Source organism: Photobacterium sp. SKA34 (assembly GCF_000153325.1).
Classification (GTDB): Bacteria; Pseudomonadota; Gammaproteobacteria; order Enterobacterales; family Vibrionaceae; genus Photobacterium.
Genome location: NZ_CH724142.1, coordinates 295,028 through 314,132, shown reverse-complemented (window position 1 = coordinate 314,132; position 19,105 = coordinate 295,028). Strand labels below are relative to the sequence as shown.

Genomic DNA, 19,105 nt, shown 5'->3' with positions numbered 1-19,105 from the left:
TTATTCTCACTCTATTTTTCATATTTGAAATCTTTTTTCTGTTTTTTAAATCACACAGTATTAAAATAAAAGAGTATATTGATACTATAAGCGAAGGAGATATTTATATCTCTATATCGTTTGCCATAAATAATAAATATTATGGCGGGAGATGATGTTCCTCCTTAAACCGCCTTTCAATCAAGGATAATGACGTCTAACAACATTCGACTTAAAATAGTCGAGGACCGTGTATTTGTTTAAATTTATAATTTTAATTAATTATATTAATTTTGCATTCGTCGCGTTGTTAGTTCATTTTTGTCCTCTTCTATTTTCTGCTCGATAAAGAATTATCAATTCAACACGGCTGAGCGTTATACAACTCTTCCCTACTCTGAGTTTATAATTAGTAACGCGGTGTCTAGTGAGGCAGAGCAATGCAATACTCAAGTGAAGTACAAAATATGTGTCCTATCTCTCGTGGTCCACATCACGAGTCCGCACCCATTCCTGTTGAAGGTCGCTGGGTACAACCTAAAGATGTTATTGCAATTTCTGGTGTTAGCCACGGTTGTGGTACTTGTGCACCACAACAAGGTGCTGCAAAACTAACTTTAAACGTGAAAAACGGCATCATCGAAGAAGCATTAATCGAAACTATCGGTTGTTCTGGTATGACTCACTCTGCAGCAATGGCTTCAGAAATCATCACTGGCAAAACTATCCTTGAAGCACTAAACACAGACCTTGTTTGTGATGCTATCAACGTTGCAATGCGTGAGATCTTCCTTCAATACGTTTACGGTCGTACACAAACAGCTTTTTCTTTAGACGGCCTACCAATTGGTGCTGGTCTTGAAGATCTTGGTAAAGGTTTACGTAGTCAAGTAGGTACGCATTACGGTACTCGTGAAAAAGGCCCTCGTTACATGGAGATAGCTGAAGGTTACGTTACTAAAATTGCACTTGATGACAACAACGAAATCATCGGCTACCGTTTTGTTAACATCGGTAAGATGATGGAATCAATCGGTAAAGGTGTTCCAGCAGATCAAGCAATGGAACAAGCAACAGGTCAATATGGTCGTTTTGACGAAGCGGTTCGCACAATAGATCCTCGTCACGAATAAGCAGCCAAGCTGTTATCCATATATTTAATTACACCTAATTTGCTAAATTTATTGAGGATTTTATCATGGCTGCTTTATTTGAAAGCTTTGATCGTCGTATTAACCAAATCACACCCGTTCTAGAACAATATAGTTTTGCTTCTCTTGAAGAAGCGCGTCAATACATCGAAGATAAAGGTGTTAAGGCTTACGATATCGTAAAAGAAACCCAACCTATTGCGTTTGAAAACGCATCATGGGCATACGTTTTAGGCGCTGCAATCGCGCTTAAAGAGGGTGCAAAAACTGCGGCTGAAGCGGCTGAATTTTTAGGTCAAGGTCTACAAGCATTCTGTATCCCAGGTTCTGTTGCTGACCAACGTAAAGTAGGTTTAGGTCATGGTCGCCTAGGTGCTCGTCTTCTAAGTAATGACACTCAGTGTTTTGCATTCCTAGCCGGTCACGAATCATATGCAGCGGCTGAAGGTGCAATCAAAATCGCACTAAACGCAAACAAGGTTCGTACTAACCCACTTCGCGTTATTCTTAACGGTTTGGGTAAAGATGCGGCTTACCTTATTGCTCGTATTAACGGCTTTAACTATGTACAAACCCAGTTCAACTACACTACTGGTGAACTTGAAATCGTTAATGAGCGTCGTTTCTCTCAAACACAACGTGGCGAAATTAACTGTTACGGTGCTGATGATGTGCGTGAAGGTGTTGCGATTATGCACCGCGAAAATGTTGATATCTCTATTACTGGTAACTCGACTAACCCTAATCGCTTCCAACACCCTGTTGCTGGTACGTACAAAAAAGAACGTCTAGAAGCTGGCCAAGATTACTTCTCAGTTGCGTCAGGCGGTGGTACTGGTCGTACTCTGCACCCAGATAACGTAGCGGCAGGTCCTGCATCTTACGGTCTGACTGACACTATGGGCCGTATGCACTCTGACGCTCAGTTTGCTGGTTCTTCATCTGTGCCTGCTCACGTAGAAATGATGGGCTTAATCGGTATGGGTAACAATCCAATGGTTGGTGCAACAGTTGCTGTTGCAGTTGCAATTGAGCAAGCGCAAGACGCGTAAGCAGAAATTGAAAATCTTTATCTTCAAATAACGACAAAAGGCATGGTTTAATTAATCATGCCTTTATTTTTTCGGCTAATTGTTAATTTTGTTGAATATAACAAAAAAATCTCTAAAATCCTCGCTACTCAATAAACTTGATAACACTTATACCTATAAAAATGCAGGCTTATAGGTATAATCGGCTGTAATTAAGTTAAATCGTATTACGTCATACAGTGATGAACTGGATGACTTAGTTAAGGAAACATCATGATCCAAGTAGTAGGCCACAAAAACCCTGATAGTGATAGCATTTGTTCTGCACTAGTTTGTACAGCTCTTCTCAAGGCTCGCGGTCTTGAAGCAACTGCAATTCGTCAAGGCGAACTAAACCGTGAAACTCAGCACATCCTAGAAGTTGCTGGCGTTACCGCACCTGAACTACGTACAAGCGTTGCTGGCGAGAAAGTATGGTTAGTTGACTACTCAGATCTAGCTCAAGCACCTGACGACCTTGCAGAAGCTGAAGTTGTTGGTATTGTTGACCATCACCGCCTAGGTGATGTAATGACAATCAACCCACTAGAAGCTTGGATCTGGCCTGTAGGTTGTACTTGTACTGTACTATTCAACATTTTTAAAATTGAAGGTCACGAAATTACTCGTGAACTAGCGCTTCTTATGATGTCTGCAATCCTATCTGACACTGTTGGCTTCGCATCGCCAACATGTACTCAAAAAGATGAAGACGCAGTTACTGAGCTTGCTCAAATCGCTGACGTTCAAGATCTAGACGCATTCATAAAAGCACTACTAATCGCTAAGACTGACATCGAAGGTCTATCTGCATCTGAGCTAGTTGAAAAAGATCTTAAAGGCTACCCTTTCAACAACCGTGACGTTGTTGTTGGCCAAATCGAGCTTGCTACACTTGAGCAAGTAGAAGACATGATCGAAGCATTAGAAGCTGATCTACAGCGTCGTTGTGACGAAGAGAAACTAGCAATGGCTGCACTAATGCTAACTGACATCACAACAAGCACAACTCGCCTGCTTTACAAAGGTGAATGGAACGACACTCTAGATACGCACGCAAAAGACGGCGCTCTAATGATGGAAAATACGCTAAGCCGTAAGAAACAAGGCTGGCCTTGGCTACAAACTGTACTAGCTTAATCCTTAAGTTTTTGTATTAGCCCTAAATATTACGCGATAAGAGCTCTCTTATCGCGTTTTTTATTCAAACACATTTATAGTTACCTATATAAACTATCGTAATTACCTGTGAGTTTGTCTTAATCCAACGCTGCTCCCTTCTTTCTCTCAGTGCTTTTTAAACAATTAATAGTTTACACGACTGATATTAGAGCAAATGGTCAAAGGTGACTCCACTATTCCAAATATTACAAAGCCAACTGAATTACCGTATTCACCATATACAGACACAGAACCTTTGATTCAACAACTCGATTTATCAACAAATGGTGGCCATAAAACATGGCAAGAGTATGCCGTTGGTACACATACCTCTTTGTTAGATGCAACCTCATCTAAAGAGACAACAATAACAATGCAGCACGATATGGCCAATTTCTTAAATAACTAATATCGTCAACTAATAAAGCCTTGGTTTCTTTCCAATCACAATAACTGGGGAAGATATCAAGGCTTTGTTCTACTCACATTATTGCGACTTACTCATCTCGCATGTACTGCATTAAACTGCTTTTTTCATTTAAAATATTTGAAAAACAATCTAGAAACTTACGTCCTATTATCTTTCCTTCTCGATAATCCATTTCTAAATCATCTTTGCTACTCAATAGTGCTCGGCTATTCAATGACTTTTCAGGCGCTATTTGGATAACTTGCAGCCCCTCCGGCGGGTTAACTAAAAAATCATTCACATCTTGGTAAGTTTTATAATATTGAGCCAACATTTCAATTACGTCGATATTATTACTCTGCCCTGCTAATTTTAATAAGCGTTCAATATTAATATGTGATAGCCAACTATTATTACCAAAAACAGACTGTTTCAATGTATCTTCACTTTGACTATCTAAATATGAAAGCTCTTTCTGTATATCTTCTTTATCTTTAATAGGAATAGTGTCGTTACGATATTGTTCACGCCACTGTTCAAAACGGTGACTTAATTCATTATGAACCGTTTTAATTCTATCGACAGATTCATTAAGGCTAAGCTTATTAATATAATAGGGTAAGTAGGTTTCAACACTTTCACGCCAATCGTCAAAGATCCCCTTATCGGTATGATTGTCATGATCTAGAGGTTCAGTTCTAATAACAATAACCAGATCAGCCCCTTGTCGCCATGCTTCTTTTGCCGGTATCGCAGCGCTCACACCACCATCGACCCATTCCAACTCATTCATATTAACAGGTAAATTGTATAAAACAGGAATAGCACAACTTGCACGCAAAACTTCATACCAATCATCTTGGTACATCGGCATATAGATATCTTTAAGTGTGTCTTTACGTGTTGCACAGGCGAATGCCTGTCTATGTTGAAGAGTTCTTTTGGCAGTATGAAAGTCGAGGGCTAATTCACCAGAGGGAGAAACAACTTGCAACGCCCAATCAAGATTCATTGGCTGTTGTTTACTTAAGTACTTATATAAGCTAAAAAATTTATCTGTTGTCGTGTAGTTATGAATAAATTTATAACCAAAACGTGGTTGACGACTAATAAATGAAGATAAATTAAGAGCACCTGCAGAAGTGCCTATATACAAAGCGAACGGATCAAACTCGTTCTCTAAGAAACTGTCTAATACACCAGCCGAAAAAATACCTCGCTGTCCACCGCCCTGAACAACTAATGCTATTTTCTTATTATGTGCAACAAAAAGCTGTGATGAAAAATGCGATATCGATTCTTCATCAAAGGCCCCTAGACTAAACGGCAGATAATTCATTTCTCCCCCAAAGGTTAGAAAACACTCTGACGTAATATACGTATTTTATGTAAGAGTTGAAATAGCCTATAAAAACAAGTTAAAGAGATTTTAACTCTTTTAACTAGTCATTGTATTATGCCGATAAAGCTATAGCTGCGTAACTAAAGATTGTCGTTAACGTTAGTGTTACTGTAACTACAGCAAGTTTAAAATTACCATCCATACTTCACCCTTAAAATCCCTAACACTTCCACATGGAAAATTTTATTAACTTAAGTATAGTTATGTTACAACTTTGTTATCAATTAATTTGGGCGGAATTAAGATATTTATCACGCGAATATCAATATTGTATATGTTGCATTAAATTTGCTACTACTATGACGGATTATCGTTTGAGACATAATAGAAGTAGGCGCATTATTTTGTTGTGTTAGAATGCCATTGAAATCGTTACACTTTGCTTTCTACAAGTATTAACAAGAACATCAAATAAAACTTGCGACAACATTGCTTATTATGGTTTTAACGTCTGCTTTTGCATAAGCTCAACAATGTCAAAGTAATAAATATCATTTTGAATTAAATCGTGAAGCTTTCAATTGGTGTTTAGCGAATGGGCCAATCTATTTCAATTTAGATAGCTCGGTTGATTCGAGGTTCGAACTCTCCTAGGCCGATATTAAAACACTTACTACGCAATCAACCACACTAGGTATAACGACGAAAAATACATTTAATGATCGTCAATCCTCATCAATTGAAAAAATTATTAATTACGCAGCGCATATTGAGTTATTAATTCCCCCTGCCAATACAAACAATCTTTAGATACCTCTAATGTCAAAAAGCAGAAATTAGCTACAATAGCATGTAAATACCCCTTAAAATATTGTTACTATTTTCTTGTTTTCCTCAAATAATAAAAGCAATTATCAACATTGCGTGGTTGGATTTTATTCTAATTTACATTGAGTTTATAAATCTATTATCAAAAAGAAACAAAATTTCATATTTTCATTCAATAACACTCATTGCTGATATAAAATTAACCTATATTTAAACTTTATTTTTATTCCTTAGGTTAACTACTATTAAATTAAGGAGTAATTGAACAAAGGATGCTTAAAATGAAACCGCTTTATTTAGGTTTAATCGCTACAGCAACAAGTTTTAACGTTGTGGCTGCGCCATCAGATTGGACGCCTGGCTTTGGTGGCGATATCTCACTAATGGCCGCATATACTAATACGAATTCTCAATTTAGTGATGATAATGAAACAACATCTAATCTAAATTCCCATGGTGAAGATCAAAGTTCAACAATGGTTGCACCATTGGGCACTATTTCATATACGCTTGATAATTCTAAGCAACAACTCTTTTTTGGTACAGATCGTTCTGATGTTGCTTTAGGTCGTTTTCACGCTGAACTTGGTTACCGCCAAAAAATGGATAACGGCAGCACTTTCTCTATTAGTTATATTCCAGGTTTACTCAACATAAAAACATGGCAGGACCCTTTCTTAACTAACGAAGCTCGCGAAAAAACCGACAGCCACATAAAAGCAATACGCGTAAAGTTAGATAACATTGCAGGTTCCATGTTCTCTATTGATAGTGCCTATGGTAAATACGATATTGATAATGAGAAAAGTGGTGCAAGCTTAAAAGTTAACACTCAATTACTTGATCGTAATTCAGATGTATTCTTCATTGAAGGCAGCCATCTTTTACCATTAAGCCAAACACAAATGCTTCGCACTGCATTAAATTACAGTAAAATTGATGCTTCAGGCAAAGCTATGTCTAGTGATATCTTTGGTGGTTCTGCTAGTTTTATTCAACTTTTCGAACGATCAAGCTTAGCCCTAACACTAAGTTATAAGAAAGCACTTTTTGATGCAGAAAACCCAATATTTAGTAAAACTCAAGAAGACGATCAATTCGGTGCTTTCCTTGCTTATGAATACAAACAACCATTCGGCTGGAAAGATTGGGGCGTAGTATCTTTAATTGGCTATAACACTAACCAATCAAACATTGATTTCTATGATGCTGACACAATGCTTGTTAGCTTAGGTATGAACTACCGCTTTTAATTGATATCAGGATAATAAGCATTTATTTCCTTTGCTAAGCAGTTTGTGGCTTTGTCATAATACAGAGCCATAAATTTTACGAGACATAACACTACTTTTCTATTAGATTAACAGCACTTTACCCAAGTTAAAGAAACGTTACTGAGTATTATGGCTGTTAATAATCGCACTGCCGATGCATCACAAGAATCTCTGCATCGAATTTTTACAGTACCGGAAGCCCCAGATTCAACACTGGGTATCATAGAAAAAGAGCTATCAGAAAACTTAAATGAATTTCTGCGTACTCACATTGCTGCAACAGAAAAACCACTGCTCGAAATAGAGAAAGATTTTTCCGATCCAGCAATTCCTGAGATACCGAGCTTTGTCTCTGATCACACGCAATTTCTATTAAATAAGCTGGTTTCACAATCAGTCCACACCTCAGCGCCAAGCTTTATTGGTCACATGACTTCTGCCCTGCCTTACTTCATGATGCCACTCTCTAAAATCATGATCGCGCTGAATCAAAATCTCGTAAAAATCGAAACATCTAAAGCTTTTACTCCACTTGAGCGTCAAGTTTTAGGCATGCTTCATAAGCTCATCTTCAATGAAAATGAAAGCTTCTATCAGCAATGGATGCATAGTGCCGACCATTCCTTAGGTGCTTTTTGTTCTGGTGGCACAATTGCCAATATCACAGCCTTATGGGTAGCAAGAAATACGGTCTTAAAACCTGACGGGGATTTTAAAGGCATTGCCCAAGAAGGATTATTTCGTGCTATGAAGCACTACGGCTATGATGATTTAGCGATCTTAGTTTCGGAACGTGGTCACTACTCTTTAAAAAAATCAGCAGATGTATTAGGTATTGGTCGTGATAGCCTTATTTCAATCAAAACTGATGATAATAACCGTATCAACATCGACCACTTACAATCGACATTAGCTGATCTTAAACAGCGTAACATTAAACCCTTCGCCATTATTGGTATTGCCGGCACAACAGAAACAGGCAATGTTGATCCTTTAGATCAATTAGCGGATATTGCCACAGAGCACGATTGTCATTTCCATGTCGATGCAGCTTGGGGCGGCGCGACATTAATGTCAAATAAATACCGTCACTTATTAAAAGGGATTGAACGCGCCGACTCTATTACAATTGACGCTCACAAACAGTTATATATTCCTATGGGTGCTGGCATGGTGATCTTTAAAAACCCAGAGCTCATGACAGCAATTGAACATCATGCCGAATATATTTTGCGAAAAGGATCGAAAGATTTAGGTAGTCACACCTTAGAGGGTTCACGTAGCGGTATGGCTATGTTGCTGTACGCTAGCATGAATATTATTAGTCGTCCTGGTTATGAATTGTTGATTAACAATAGTATTGAAAATGCTCGTTATTTTGCAAATTTAATTAAACAACAAATAGATTTTGAGTTAGTCACTGAACCTGAACTTTGCTTACTGACCTACCGTTATGTTCCTGAAGCGACGCAGCAAGCATTATTAATCGCTACAGATGAAGAACGAGAGACATTACAGGAACTACTGAATGACTTAACCAAGTTCATTCAGAAACGTCAGCGTGAATCCGGTAAATCATTTGTATCTCGAACCCGCATTACACCGGAGAGATGGCAACATAAGATCACAACTGTATTCCGTGTCGTGTTAGCAAACCCACTCACGACAGAAACTATCTTACACGACGTGTTAAGCGAGCAACGTCAATTAGCCAAAGAAAGCACGATAAGTTTGCCAAAAATAGAAAACTTAACCACAGAAATAATAAGAAAAATGACCCAAGATCGATATAAATAGAATGTTTATCTGTATTCTTTTTTTGATTATTTAGCGTTAACGCCCAGTTTAACTGGGCTTTTTGTATTTTATAACCATTAACAACCAAAAAATTCTATGTCTATCTTATTAATAATCTGCAAATCAACTATTAACAGCACATTATTGTAGTATGAATAGCTTCAATAATCGGTCAAATATCTACTTCTATCTCTCGCATAGTGTTTCCTATTTCTAAGATAAATATTCATTACTTGATTTTGAGAGTCGTTCAATAAATTGCCTTTTTCATATTCTGTCATTATTTTTTTGTATTGTTAACGATATGATCTTGTTGTTGTTCTTTGTTTAGATTAACAATGTTAATGGAACGTTTAAAAACAAGATAATGCTTGAGAATGTTTATCAATTGACATTTTTGACTAAAAATTAAGCAAAAAAATATCTATTCATTGATTGATTTATATCAATAAATTAGCGTATTTTGTTCTAAAAAAAAGGCCATATCACTGAATGATATGGCCTTTTTATTTCAAAATGTTTCGCTTCAATATGCGATTTTTGATATCAATTATATGTATTATTGAAGAAAATTAATCCCCTGCAAACATATATCCTTCACCGTGAACGGTAACAAAAATCTGTGGGTTCTTTGGATCTAGCTCCATTTTAGAACGCATACGACGAATTAAAACATCGATAGTTCTATCGTTTGGCGCTTCGACTCTATGGCTTAACATATTTAAAATACGTTCACGACTCAACACTACATTTGGGTGTGAAGAGAAGGCTACTAATAGCTCATATTCCGCTTTAGTTAGCTTCACCGGAAGACCATTATGAGTCAGCGCTCGTTTGTTAATATCGAACTGCCATTCGCCAAAGCGAATGATGTTATCTTCTTGCATTTCGACCATAGTTTCGTCACGTGCTTTTTCCACTAAAGTCATGCGCCATAACAGGTTTTTCACTCGAACAAGGAGTTCGCGAAGCTCAAAAGGTTTAGTAACATAGTCATCTGCACCCATTTCTAAACCCACAATACGATCGATACTATCAGTACGTCCTGTGACCAAAATAATACCCACTTCAGAGCGGCTACGAAGCTCACGTGTAAGCATCAAACCGTCTTCGCCAGGAAGGTTAATATCAAGCATGACAAGGTCGATTTTTTCGGTCGCCATGATCTCTCGCATCTGTGCGCCACTATCCGCTTGGCTAACCTTATATCCTTCATTCTCGAAATACCCTACCAACTTAGTACGGGTAACAATTTCATCTTCCACAACAAGTACGTGATGAGTCATGTTTGTCTCTTTTAGTTTTTTAGGTGTTCTTACGAAACGTTAGCACAAACCGTTGTTATTCACAATTTGTCATAAACATGCGTTTGCTATTCATTCGTAGCATTAACCTTATTCACATCGTGGACATAAGATTACCCCATAAAATTTATAACGTCACCGTAGCTTACGGCGGGCATTCATTTTTAAATGGAATCATTCAACATGAAAAAACTTTGGCAGATGTTGACAAAGCCAAGTAGCAAGTATTCGATTCTTGCTCTTGTGTTTGTTGGTATTGTGATCACCCTTGTTGGTATCTTTGCTGTACATAAAGGCTTTGAACACGCATCAACCAATGAATTCTGTATCGGTTGTCATACCATGCAGCAAAACTTCGACGAGTATAAAGAATCTGTACATTTTAAAAACGCTTCTGGTGTTCGTGCTGACTGTGTGGACTGTCACCAACCTAAAGATTTAGTTGGTATGGTTCAAACTAAGTTGATGGCATCAAAAGACGTATATAACCAGTTTGTTACTAAAAAGATTGATACGCCTGAAAAGTTTGAAGAACACCGTTTAGAATTAGCTCAGATGGTATGGGATCGAATGAAAAAGCAAAATTCGAGCACCTGTAAGAGCTGTCACAATTACTCTGCAATGGATCACGCTAAACAATCACCTGAAGCTGCTGCTGCAATGACAGATGCTGCTGCAAAAGACATGAACTGTATCGAGTGTCACAAAGGTATTGCACACGAATTACCTAACATGGCTGGCGGTTTCCAGAAAGACTTCCAAAGCCTACAAACTGAAGCAACTGCACAAGGTGCAACAGCTGACAAGCTTTACTCTCTAGGTGAAAAAGATCTATTTGCGACTGACAATGCTAACGCTAAATCAGAAGGTAAATTACTTCCAGCGTCTGAAGTAACGGTACTTGAACGTAAAGGCGACATGCTAAAAGTTGAAGTAAATGGCTGGCTAGAGAAAGCGGGTAAAGGCCGAGTTATGACAGAGTACATGGGTAAGCGCGTATTTAAAGCGACTATCCGTGGTGACATCAAAGCTAACGAGAAGATTGTTAAAGAAGAAACAGATCCAGCAACTGATATTGTATGGCAAAACGTAACCGTACAAGCTTGGATCACTAAAGCTGACATGATCGATAGCATCCAGCCTATCTGGAACTACGCAGAAGAAATGTACGGCTCTACTTGTAACGCCTGTCACGCGGCGCCAGCACCTAGCCATTTTACTGCAAATGGCTGGATAGCAAGTCTGAAAGCCATGAGCGCTTACTACCGTCTGTCTAAGACAGAAGAACGTACGCTACTGAAATACCTTCAGAACCACGGTAGCGATACTGGCGGTGCAGGCGCGCACTAATCCTGCTGCCTAATAACAAATAAATGATAGGCGGGTGATATCACTATCCCCGCCCCATCGATAAAAATTAAAGTTTAAGGATTCTCCAACATATGGCGACTCAAACTAATAAAACTGGCATCTCACGCCGCCGCTTTTTATCTGGCCTTGCAATGGCAAGTGCAGCATCGGTTGTCGGTACAAGCCTTCTTGCTCCTCGCAAAGCTATGGCAGCAGAAGAAGCAAAAGCTGCGTTCTCTGGCGAAGTATTATCTGGCTCTCACTGGGGTGCATTCCGCGCTAAAGTTGTTGACGGTGTTTGGACTGAAACAACGCCATTTGAAAAAGACAAAAAACCAACTGATATGATCCAAGCAGTACGTGAAGTGGTTTACAACCCTGCACGTGTTAAATACCCAATGGTACGTATTGATTGGCTAAAGCAAGGCTATAAGTCAGATACAACACAACGTGGTAATAACCGTTTTGTACGTGTGCCATGGTCTCAAGCGTTAGACTTCTTCTACCATGAGATGGAGCGTGTTCAGAACAACTTCGGTCCAAGCGCACTGTACTCTGGTCACACGGGCTGGCAATCCGTTGGTAAGCTGCATAACGCAGGTACCATGATGAAGCGTGGTGTTGGCCTTCACGGTACTACACTAGGTAAGATGGGTGACTACTCAACAGGTGCTGCTCAGGTAATTCTTCCTTACGTTGCTGGCGCAATGGAAGTTTACGAGCAACAAACATCATGGCCGCTCGTGCTTAAGCACACTGACACTATCGTTATTTGGGCATCTGACCCAATTAAAAACCTGCAAGTGGGTTGGTTAGTACCAGACCACAGCCCATACCAGTACTATGATCAACTTGCAGAGAAAGTGAAGAACAAAGAAATCAAAGTGATCTACGTCGATCCTGTGGTTTCTAGCACCCAAAAAGTGGTTGGTGGTGAGCAGGTCCGTGTTAACCCACAGACTGATGTTCCATTAATGCTTGCTATTGCACATACGCTATACACTGAAAACTTATATAACAAAGACTTCATTGCTGATTACACAACAGGTCTTGATAAGTTCATGCCTTACGTTCTTGGTAAGACTGATGGTGTTGTTAAAAACCCTGAATGGGCTGAAAAGATCTGTGGTATTAAAGCTGATGATATCCGTGCTCTTGCGCGCACAATGGCAAGCGGCCGCACGCAAATCATCGGTGGCTGGTGTCTACAACGTATGCAACACGGCGAACAGTACGCGTGGATGTTAGTTGTACTTGCAGCAATGCTAGGTCAAATCGGTCTACCTGGTGGCGGTTTCGGTTTCGGCTGGCACTACAATGATGCAGGTTCAATCACCTCGAATGGTCCACTAATGTCAGGCTTTAGTGGTGTTACAGGTGTTGATCCAATTCATAACGGTTCATACGACGGTTACTCTACTTTCATTCCAGTTGCCCGCTTTGTTGATTGTATCGACAACCCAGGCAAGACTATTAGCTACAATGGTCAGAAGATTAAGTACCCTGTTATGAAGATGGCGATCTTCAGTGGTAACAACCCATTTGGTCACCACCAAGATCGTAATAAGATGATAAAAGCTTGGACTAAGTTAGAAACGGTTGTATCGATTGAGCACCAGTGGACAGCAACTTGTCGTTTTGCAGATATCGTATTACCTGCAACAACAACATACGAGCGTAACGATATCGAACAGTACGGTAACCACTCTAACGCAGGTATTATTGCCCTGCGTAAGATTGTTGAGCCTATGTACGAATCTAAAGATGACTTTGAGATTTTCCGTGAGCTATGTTCTCGCTACAATCGCGAAGAAGCATTCACTGGCGGTAAGACGCAAATGGAAATCATTGAAGAGATCTACAACGGTGCGCGTCTGCAAGGTCGTGGGCTAGGTGTTCGTATGCCTAACTTTAAGAAGTTCTGGGAAGGTAAAGGTTTCATCGACTTCCCTGCGGGTAAAGAGTGGGTTCGCCACGAATCATTCCGTAAAGAACCTGATCTTGAGCCACTAGGTACGTCTTCAGGTATGATCGAAATCTACTGTAAGACTATCGCAGATATGGGTTATAAAGACTGTCAAGGTCACCCAATGTGGTTTGAAAAGACTGAACGTAGTCACGGTGGTCCTCGCTCTGATCGCTTCCCAATCAACATGCAGAGTACGCACCCGAAAGATCGTCTACACTCACAGCTATGTTCATCAACTGATTTCCGCGCAACTTACGCTGTTGCGGATCGCGAGCCTATCTTCATCAATACTGAAGATGCTGCTGCGCGTGGTATCAAATCTGGCGATATCGTACGTATCTACAACGATCGTGGTCAGGTATTAGCAGGCGCTGTTGTAACTGATGATTACCTTCCTGGTGTATGTCGTCTACAAGAAGGCGCATGGTACAGCCCATTAGAAGGCGGTAAAGTAGGTACTATCTGTACTTACGGTGATCCAAACGTATTAACAGAAGACATCGGTACTTCTAGCCTAGCGCAAGCAACATCAGCTGCTGCTGCCCTAGTTCAGATCGAGAAGTACACAGGTGTTGTACCAGCAGTAACAGGCTTTAACGGTCCTACCTACGAAGAAGGTATCGACCCACTGTTCCCAGCTATGGATAAGTAATTTTACTTAACTAGTTGATTAAAATAAGGCGATGAATGAAAATTCATCGCCTTTATTTCACCTTTTTAAAATAGATTCCAATATAATGCCTCAGGTTATATTTGAATGTGTTTTATCTGTCTGGAGTGACAATGCAAGAATTTATTGCTTTCAACGAACAACGTGCAGAGATCTACTGGTGGATGTCATCACTTTTCGCTCGCGAACTCACTGATGCAGATCTGCATGAATACCACGGTGGTGAAATGTACACATTCCTTTCAGGCCTAGGCATGACCGAGGAATTGAAAGCACCGGTTGAAGCTTTTCGCGAAGTAATTAATAAATCAAACACACGTCCTGATGAGCAACTTGAATTGGCGGCAGATTTCTGTGGTTTATTCTTAAGTACACCAAAAACAGGCGCCCTACCTTACGCATCTATGTATGTAGGTACATCTGGTTTACTTAACGATAAGCCAGCACAAGATATGAATGTGCTAATGAATGATTACGCGATTGCACAGCGAAAGGAATTCAATGAGCCAGCCGATCACCTTGCTGTTGAATTAGATTTCATGGGTAATCTTATCATCATGGCTAACCAACAAGAGACCGAAGAAAAGCGTGAAGAGCTAATGCAAGCACAGCTTTCTTTCGTCAAAACTATGCTGCTTAACTGGTTGCCACTGTTTGTGAAAGAGTGTCAAAACCGTGACCAATTTGGCTTCTATGCTGCAGCGGCTAATTTATTATTGGCATTCTGTAAACTTGATGCCGCCTTCCTTACTGGTGAATAATTAAGCAATCTATTAATAATTAAACCTCAGTCTCGACTGAGGTTTTTTATATCTGTCTTAAAAATACGCTAAAAAAACTAAATATTTCTAATTTTCTATTTTTCTTCTCTCGCTTAAATATTATTTATTTTTTATCCGAAAATTATGTTGCATATCCAAGCATATTATTCGCATTTGAAATCAATGTAACTTATTGCATTAATATTTTTACTCTATAAATTTCAATACGTTAAAGTCTTCATTACCACGATTGAATAATACAAAGCATTCTCATTAACAATATCAATGAGTTATTTATGCATCCCTTCATTTTTGATTTTTTATATTGTCATACAAAAATAAAAAATCTGATATAGATCAATCACCTCTCATCATTACAAGCCTAAAATCTGCACGCTATTCCCTTAACGTATAAGTATTCATAATAAACAAGGTTGATAGATGAACTCGCATGCAGCCCTTTTCGAACTAGGCAAGAAGCGTCTTGCAGAGTTACGAGCAATGAAACCTCTTCGTGAGGAATCATTCAAAGATAAATTAGAACAAAATGGCATTACCCGTCGTGACTTCATGATTTGGAGTGCCACTATTACATCCCTACTGGCTTTACCTTTACCGTTTAGCACCATGGTTGCAGAAGCTGCAGAGCTTTCCGATCGCGTGCCTCTTATCTGGTTAAGCCTTGCAGAATGTACTGGCTGTTCTGAATCACTAACACGTACAACCACTCCAGATATTAGTACCCTTTTATTTGAACATGTTTCTCTTGAATACCAAGAAGTATTAATGGCAGCGGCTGGTCAACAAGCTGAAGAAAACCTTGAAAACGCAATGAAAGCGTACAAAGGCAAATACCTATTAGCAGCAGAAGGCGCGGTTCCTACTGCTAATAACGGTATTTATCTTACGCTTGGCAGCAAAGCTGAAACCGGTATGTCACTGATTAAACGTGTGGCTAACGATGCTGCAGCCGTTATTTGTGTGGGTACTTGTTCTTCTTTCGGTGGTGTACAGGCAGCTCGTCCTAACCCAACGGGTGCGAAAAGCGTAGGTGCTGTGATTGATCGCCCAGTAATAAACGTTGCAGGTTGCCCACCAAACCCAGCCAACATCACGGGTACATTGATGTACTACATTATGTTTGGTCGTCTTCCTGCTCTTGATATGTTTAACCGTCCTAAGTGGGCGTATGGCGCACGTGTACATGATAACTGTGAGCGTCGTGGTCACTTTGATGCGGGTGAATTTGTAACTGAATTTGGTGATGACAACGCTAAGAAAGGTTACTGCTTATTTAAGATGGGTTGTAAAGGTCCATACACTTACAACAACTGTCCTACAGAGCGCTTTAACGCGCACACAAGCTGGCCTGTTCTTGCAGGTCATGGCTGCATTGGATGTTCTGAACCAGATTTTTGGGATGAAATGGCGTATTTCGAAAAACCATTAAGCCGTCAGCCTTTACATGGTTTAGATGCCACTGCCGATACCATTGGCGCAGTGACATTAGGCGTTACTGCTGTAGGTATTGGTGCTCACGCAGTGAGTAGTATTTTTGCAAAGAAAGTCGAGGAATAATTCATGAGCAAGCGTGTCGTAATCGATCCCATTACTCGTATCGAAGGCCACTTACGCATCGAAGTTGAACTTGATGCTAACAATGTTATTGAAAAAGCTTATGCCTCTTCTACCCTGTTCCGTGGTTTAGAGATCATCATGAAAGGCCGTACACCTTATGATGTAGGCCTATTAATGCAGCGTATTTGTGGTGTATGTACATCATCACACTACCTATGTGGCACATTAGCGGTTGAAAATGCCATTAATGCTCAAGTGCCTATTAACGCGAAATACATTCGTAGCTTGATTTTAACGTCACTTGAAATGCACGACCATATTGTGCACTTCTACCTACTTCACGGCCTTGACTGGGTGGATGTGGTTTCTGCATTAAGTGCCGATCCTGCAAAAGCGGCAAAAGAAGCAATGAAATGGTCTAAAACGCCAATGGCGGCTGGTGAAGGTGAACTACACGCAGTACAAGAAAAAGTACAAGGCTTAGTTAACACAGGTAAGTTAGGTCCATTTGCTAACGCATACTGGGGCAATAAAACTTATGCATTCACGCCAGAGCAAAACCTAATTGGTCTATCTCACTACCTTAAAGCATTAGAAGTTCAACGTGTTGGCGCTGAAATGATGGCAGTTTGGGGTGGCAAAAACCCGCACCCACAATCTATTGTTGTTGGTGGTGTAACTTGTGTTCGTGACATGTTAGATCCTGCCCGCCTGCAAGAGTTTAAACAAAAGTTTGTTCATATCGCTGAATTTATTGAACGTGCCTACCAAGCGGACATTTTAATGTCGGCAGCTGCATTTGGTAGAGAGCCGAGTGTCTTAGGCGGCTGTAACATAAGCACTTTCATGTGTAGTGAATCTATTCAGCTAAATGAAGAAGAACAGCTATTTACTGGCGGCGTTATTCGTAACAAAGATCTTACTAAAGCAGAAAATGTTGACCTTAGCCTCATTGCTGAAGATGTGACCCACTCATGGTTCAACGCTGATAAACCACAGCACCCATTTGATGGTACAACGATTCCTGAGCACACTCCCTTTATTGAACGTGACACCTTAGAAGGTAAACGTCCAACTATTAACGAAGCCGGTAAATATTCTTGGGTTAAATCGCCACGCTATAACGGTGAGCCTGTTGAAGTAGGTCCACTAGCCACTATTGCAGTAAACTACGCAAAAGGTAATCCATACGTTGTCCCTGTTGTTAACGAGTTCTTAAAAACAACAGGATTACCTGCTGGTGCGCTATTTACAACATTAGGTCGTACAGCTGCACGTATGCTTCATACCTTAATCATTGCACGTCATGGTTTAACCACCTTTGAATCTATGGTCGCAAACCTAAATTCAGATCAAACTACGTACATTGAGCCAACCATTGATCCTAAAAAAGAATACAAAGGTGTAGGTGTGATTGAAGCGCCTCGTGGTTTATTAAGTCACTGGCTACGTATTAAAGACGGTTTAGTTGAAAACTATCAAGCAGTTGTTCCTACTACATGGAATGCAAGCCCAATAGATGGCAACGGCAAAATTGCACCTTATGAAGCTTCTTTAGTCGGCTTAAAATTAGAAGATCCAATTAAGCCTCTTGAAGTTCTTCGTGTGATCCACTCATTTGACCCATGCATGGCGTGTTCAGTACACGTGATGGATTACAAAGGCCAATCTTTGAGTGAATTCCGTATTCCGGCACAAGCAGTGTAAGGAAGGAATTTATGTCAACAGATACAGTGTTGTACAAACGATCCTATGTTTTCTCTTTTATTATACGTCTATGTCACTGGCTCCGAGCTTTTGCCATATTTGGTTTGGTGATCACTGGCTTTTATATTGCTTGGCCATTTTTGGTTGCGCCAGATAGCACCAACGTATTGGAGCAAGGCTGGATACGTTTTGCCCATGAAGTACTGGGATTTGTCCTTATCGCTATCACGTTAGTTCGTGCTTATTTGTTCTTCTTTAGCCGCAGTAATGTCGAAAGACGTTCAATAAAAGATGCAGTAAGTCCAAATAGCTGGGTAAAACAAATTAAAGCCTACTTTTGGGTTGGACAACCACCCCATCACGGAGCTTACGGCCCGTTACAGTTAGTGGTTTATGCGGGTATTTCTATCGCCGCTATTTTCATGTGTATAACAGGTTTAACCTTGTATGCCAACGTGTATCACCTTGGTATGGGAGGCCTATTCTGGCAGCCTGCTGAGTGGGTAACCTATGCGATGGGCGGATTAGCTAACGTCCGTGAATGGCATCACATTGTAACTTGGGCATTCATCGTGTTTGTCTTAATTCACGTTTACATGGTGATTTGGACAGGTATTCGATTCCGCAATGGCTCCGCTGACGCCATTATGTCGGGTTTTGATTACCACCCTGTGCACGTTAAAGATAAGAACAAGGGTAATCACCCAGTTCAACATCATACTCACCACAAAAATACTGACCATAAAGGCCACTAG

Annotated in this window: 14 protein-coding genes and 1 riboswitch; of the genes, 12 read left to right on the top strand and 2 right to left on the bottom strand. The window is 40.0% G+C overall.

Annotated features, from left to right (window positions below; translation table 11 throughout):
- The first annotated feature begins 138 nt into the window (after positions 1-138).
- Positions 139-206: riboswitch (Fluoride riboswitch) on the top strand.
- A gap of 213 nt (positions 207-419) precedes the next feature.
- The 4 genes from SKA34_RS10430 to SKA34_RS10415 all read left to right on the top strand — a co-directional run bounded on the left by SKA34_RS10430 (position 420) and on the right by SKA34_RS10415 (position 3,770).
- Positions 420-1,112, top strand: a complete 693-nt coding sequence (locus SKA34_RS10430; protein ID WP_006645486.1) for an iron-sulfur cluster assembly scaffold protein — start codon at positions 420-422, stop codon at positions 1,110-1,112.
- A 65-nt stretch (positions 1,113-1,177) separates the two neighbouring features.
- Positions 1,178-2,182 carry a GGGtGRT protein gene (locus tag SKA34_RS10425; protein WP_006645485.1) on the top strand — a complete coding sequence of 335 codons (1,005 nt, stop codon included), beginning with the start codon at positions 1,178-1,180 and terminating at the stop codon, positions 2,180-2,182.
- Between the two features lie 252 nt (positions 2,183-2,434).
- Positions 2,435-3,340: a manganese-dependent inorganic pyrophosphatase gene (locus SKA34_RS10420; protein WP_006645484.1), complete on the top strand. Its 906-nt coding sequence runs from the start codon at positions 2,435-2,437 to the stop codon at positions 3,338-3,340.
- Between the two features lie 196 nt (positions 3,341-3,536).
- Complete coding sequence (locus SKA34_RS10415) at positions 3,537-3,770, top strand: hypothetical protein (RefSeq protein WP_006645483.1); 234 nt, start codon at positions 3,537-3,539, stop codon at positions 3,768-3,770.
- Between the two features lie 88 nt (positions 3,771-3,858).
- Here the strand turns inward: SKA34_RS10415 and SKA34_RS10410 are convergent, their stop codons facing one another.
- Positions 3,859-5,109 (bottom strand): patatin family protein, encoded by a 1,251-nt coding sequence (locus tag SKA34_RS10410; RefSeq protein ID WP_006645482.1) that lies wholly within the window; start codon positions 5,107-5,109, stop codon positions 3,859-3,861.
- A gap of 1,112 nt (positions 5,110-6,221) precedes the next feature.
- On the opposite strand from SKA34_RS10410, the gene SKA34_RS10405 reads away from it, so the two are divergent.
- On the top strand, positions 6,222-7,193 hold the full coding sequence (locus SKA34_RS10405; RefSeq protein ID WP_006645481.1) for a DUF2860 domain-containing protein: 972 nt from the start codon (positions 6,222-6,224) through the stop codon (positions 7,191-7,193).
- 150 nt (positions 7,194-7,343) lie between these two features.
- Positions 7,344-9,011 (top strand): pyridoxal-dependent aspartate 1-decarboxylase PanP, encoded by a 1,668-nt coding sequence (panP, locus tag SKA34_RS10400; RefSeq protein WP_006645480.1) that lies wholly within the window; start codon positions 7,344-7,346, stop codon positions 9,009-9,011.
- A 572-nt stretch (positions 9,012-9,583) separates the two neighbouring features.
- Here panP and torR read toward each other — a convergent pair.
- Positions 9,584-10,297 (bottom strand): two-component system response regulator TorR, encoded by a 714-nt coding sequence (torR, locus tag SKA34_RS10395; RefSeq protein WP_005368225.1) that lies wholly within the window; start codon positions 10,295-10,297, stop codon positions 9,584-9,586.
- Positions 10,298-10,498: 201 nt separating this feature from the next.
- Between torR and torC the strand changes: the two genes are divergently transcribed.
- The 6 genes from torC (at position 10,499) to cybH (ending at position 19,105) form a co-directional block, all read left to right on the top strand.
- Positions 10,499-11,665 (top strand): pentaheme c-type cytochrome TorC, encoded by a 1,167-nt coding sequence (gene torC, locus SKA34_RS10390; RefSeq protein ID WP_006645479.1) that lies wholly within the window; start codon positions 10,499-10,501, stop codon positions 11,663-11,665.
- 92 nt (positions 11,666-11,757) lie between these two features.
- A complete protein-coding gene (torA, locus tag SKA34_RS10385; protein WP_006645478.1) occupies positions 11,758-14,286 on the top strand; it encodes a trimethylamine-N-oxide reductase TorA in 2,529 nt (842 codons plus the stop codon).
- A gap of 131 nt (positions 14,287-14,417) precedes the next feature.
- Positions 14,418-15,065: a molecular chaperone TorD gene (gene torD, locus SKA34_RS10380; RefSeq protein ID WP_006645477.1), complete on the top strand. Its 648-nt coding sequence runs from the start codon at positions 14,418-14,420 to the stop codon at positions 15,063-15,065.
- Positions 15,066-15,506: 441 nt separating this feature from the next.
- Complete coding sequence (locus SKA34_RS10375; RefSeq protein ID WP_006645476.1) at positions 15,507-16,643, top strand: hydrogenase small subunit; 1,137 nt, start codon at positions 15,507-15,509, stop codon at positions 16,641-16,643.
- A gap of 3 nt (positions 16,644-16,646) precedes the next feature.
- Positions 16,647-18,350, top strand: a complete 1,704-nt coding sequence (locus tag SKA34_RS10370) for a nickel-dependent hydrogenase large subunit (protein ID WP_006645475.1) — start codon at positions 16,647-16,649, stop codon at positions 18,348-18,350.
- 11 nt (positions 18,351-18,361) lie between these two features.
- A complete protein-coding gene (gene cybH, locus SKA34_RS10365; RefSeq protein WP_006645474.1) occupies positions 18,362-19,105 on the top strand; it encodes a Ni/Fe-hydrogenase, b-type cytochrome subunit in 744 nt (247 codons plus the stop codon).

What these genes read in the sequence shown, in the direction of transcription:
- SKA34_RS10430 (WP_006645486.1), top strand. Translation starts at nt 420, where the DNA reads ATGCAATACTCAAGTGAAGTACAAAATATGTGTCCTATCTCTCGTGGT.
- SKA34_RS10425 (WP_006645485.1), top strand. Translation starts at nt 1,178, where the DNA reads ATGGCTGCTTTATTTGAAAGCTTTGATCGTCGTATTAACCAAATCACA.
- SKA34_RS10420 (WP_006645484.1), top strand. Translation starts at nt 2,435, where the DNA reads ATGATCCAAGTAGTAGGCCACAAAAACCCTGATAGTGATAGCATTTGT.
- SKA34_RS10415 (WP_006645483.1), top strand. Translation starts at nt 3,537, where the DNA reads ATGGTCAAAGGTGACTCCACTATTCCAAATATTACAAAGCCAACTGAA.
- SKA34_RS10410 (WP_006645482.1), bottom strand. Translation starts at nt 5,109, where the DNA reads ATGAATTATCTGCCGTTTAGTCTAGGGGCCTTTGATGAAGAATCGATA.
- SKA34_RS10405 (WP_006645481.1), top strand. Translation starts at nt 6,222, where the DNA reads ATGAAACCGCTTTATTTAGGTTTAATCGCTACAGCAACAAGTTTTAAC.
- panP (WP_006645480.1), top strand. Translation starts at nt 7,344, where the DNA reads ATGGCTGTTAATAATCGCACTGCCGATGCATCACAAGAATCTCTGCAT.
- torR (WP_005368225.1), bottom strand. Translation starts at nt 10,297, where the DNA reads ATGACTCATCACGTACTTGTTGTGGAAGATGAAATTGTTACCCGTACT.
- torC (WP_006645479.1), top strand. Translation starts at nt 10,499, where the DNA reads ATGAAAAAACTTTGGCAGATGTTGACAAAGCCAAGTAGCAAGTATTCG.
- torA (WP_006645478.1), top strand. Translation starts at nt 11,758, where the DNA reads ATGGCGACTCAAACTAATAAAACTGGCATCTCACGCCGCCGCTTTTTA.
- torD (WP_006645477.1), top strand. Translation starts at nt 14,418, where the DNA reads ATGCAAGAATTTATTGCTTTCAACGAACAACGTGCAGAGATCTACTGG.
- SKA34_RS10375 (WP_006645476.1), top strand. Translation starts at nt 15,507, where the DNA reads ATGAACTCGCATGCAGCCCTTTTCGAACTAGGCAAGAAGCGTCTTGCA.
- SKA34_RS10370 (WP_006645475.1), top strand. Translation starts at nt 16,647, where the DNA reads ATGAGCAAGCGTGTCGTAATCGATCCCATTACTCGTATCGAAGGCCAC.
- cybH (WP_006645474.1), top strand. Translation starts at nt 18,362, where the DNA reads ATGTCAACAGATACAGTGTTGTACAAACGATCCTATGTTTTCTCTTTT.